Annotated in this window: 2 protein-coding genes and 1 pseudogene; 2 read left to right on the top strand and 1 reads right to left on the bottom strand. The window is 46.1% G+C overall.

The genetic code is table 11. From position 1 onward, the window contains the following. The coding region (locus tag F6K49_RS42540) for a PstS family phosphate ABC transporter substrate-binding protein (RefSeq protein ID WP_293107452.1) at window positions 1–620 on the bottom strand (620 nt) is incomplete at its 3' end. A 236-nt stretch (window positions 621–856) separates the two neighbouring features. Here F6K49_RS42540 and bioB point away from each other — a divergent pair. Further along, on the top strand, window positions 857–2,014 hold the full coding sequence (bioB, locus tag F6K49_RS42535; RefSeq protein ID WP_293107449.1) for a biotin synthase BioB: 1,158 nt from the start codon (window positions 857–859) through the stop codon (window positions 2,012–2,014). Between the two features lie 15 nt (window positions 2,015–2,029). Further along, window positions 2,030–2,253, top strand: a pseudogene (locus F6K49_RS42530) (biotin transporter BioY); the annotation flags it as partial.

Here is a 2,253-nt window from a genome sequence, read left to right as displayed (position 1 = left end):
AGTTTGAGTTTATCTTTGTTTTCTTCGTAGTAGGCGTAACCAAAGAAGGCTAGTCCACCCTTATCATTCGATACCCCTTGAACAAGCAAATTGTCATCTTCACTAGCGGTATAGTCGCCCCGAGAGCCCTTGTCTTTACCAACCGTGTTTTCCATAAAGTAGTCATAGGTTCCCGAGTCAGTTCCTGGGCCATAAAGTCCTAGTTTGGTATCAGGGAAACCAGGACGAATTTGCTTCCAGTTTTTGATTTTGTCTTGAGCTGCTGGCTCCCACATTTTTTTGAGTTCAGAAATTTTTAGGCAGCTAGCAAAGTTATTTTCTTTGTTAACTACTACAGAGAGTCCATCAAAGGCGATGGGTAATTCGATGTACTCAATTCCTCCCTTCTTGCAAAGTTCTATTTCTGATTCTTTGATCGGACGGGAGCCGTTGGAAATATGGGTTTCTCCAGCACAAAATTTCTTGAATCCACCACCAGTACCAGAGACACCGACATTAACAAGGATTCCCGGATTGGCTTTCTGGAACTCTTCCGCCATTGCCTCAGAGATGGGAAATACAGTGCTGGAACCATCCACCTTAACTTTAGGGCTTGAACCACCACAGGAGGTAATCCCCATGGCTAAGGTGGTGATCAATGCTATTGACAATAAATTATTCTTTTGAGACAACATGGAATTGGCTTGATTTTTTTAGGCGTCACAGCCGGAGTGTACCGCTCTACCATAAAGAGTAGGTTAAGCATTAGGTTAAATTATAATTAAGAAAAGGTTAAATTTTGAGTTGGTGTAGTAGGTTTCACTAGCTAACTTACTCTAAGGTGGTATAGTGAGGGGTGCCTTTAAAGCTGAGATATGTGGGAGATACTGTGGTTCAAGCACCTTTGTCAACTGCTGTAGGTGTATCTGTAGATTTATCAAGTACACCAGCAAGTACACCAGCAAGTACACCAGAACAATGCTCAACATCCCCAGCATCCCTGAATCAGTGGCTGCAAAAGCTAACTGAGGGGATTATTGCAGGCGATCGCATTACTAGAGAGCAAGCCTTAGCCCTGACCAAACTGGAAGGGCAAGATAATATATTGCTGCTGTGCCAAGCAGCTGACAAAGTGCGCCAAGCCTGCTGTGGTAATACGGTGGATTTGTGTAGTATCGTCAATATCAAATCTGGTGGTTGCTCAGAAAATTGTGGCTTCTGTGCCCAGTCGGCTCACCATCCTGGCGTTGATTCCCCGATTTATGGTCTTAAGTCTAAGCAAGAGATTATGGCTCAAGCTAAGGCAGCTGAAGCGGCTGGAGCCAAACGTTTTTGCTTAGTGAGTCAGGGACGTGGACCAAAGTACAGTAGTCCTAAATCGAAAGAGTTTGAACAAATTCTGGAAACCGTACGGGAGATTATTGCCGAAACAAGCATTAAGCCTTGCTGTGCTTTGGGAGAAGTGACCTCGGAACAAGCCCAAGCCCTGAAAGAAGCTGGGGTAACTCGCTACAACCACAACTTAGAAACCTCAGAGAGGTTTTTCCCAGAAATTGTTACTACTCACAGCTGGCGCGATCGCGTCGAGACGATCCAGAACTTGAAAGCAGTGGGGATTCAAGCCTGCACTGGTGGGATTATGGGCATGGGGGAAAGCTGGGCAGACCGAGTGGATTTAGCTCTAGCCCTGCGGGAGTTAAAGGTGGAATCAGTACCTCTGAATTTGCTCAATCCTCGCTCGGGAACCCCTTTGGGAGAATCTGGGAAGCTAGACCCCTATGAAGCACTAAAAGCGATCGCAATTTTCCGGATGATCCTACCTGAGCAAATCCTGCGCTATGCTGGTGGGCGAGAAGCTGTGATGGGTGAATTGCAGGCAAAAGGGCTAAAATCCGGAATCAATGCTATGCTGATTGGACACTACCTCACCACTCTGGGACAGCCACCAGAGCAAGACCACGCTATGCTGGACTCTTTGGGTCTAACCGGTGGTGAAGCTCCGATTCCCGGAGAATATAACTCCCAGAATAAATAGATTATCGATGTAACTGTGTCTGCTCCCAATGAGATTTTGTGGGCCATAATTGGTTTGCTGCTGACCATCGGCGGCACGTTTCTAGAAGCCTTCTTTGTCTCCAATCCACCCTGGGATTGGTCAACTCAAGGTGTTCAAACTATATCCTTAGGGGTTACCTATCAGATTGGAGCAGTCCTACTAGCTGCTTGTTTAGGAGGCAGAAATGCTGGTGCTCTTTCTCAAATTGCCTATGTTGT

The organism is Moorena sp. SIO3I6 (assembly GCF_010672095.1).
This window is presented reverse-complemented; position numbering and strand designations above follow the sequence as displayed.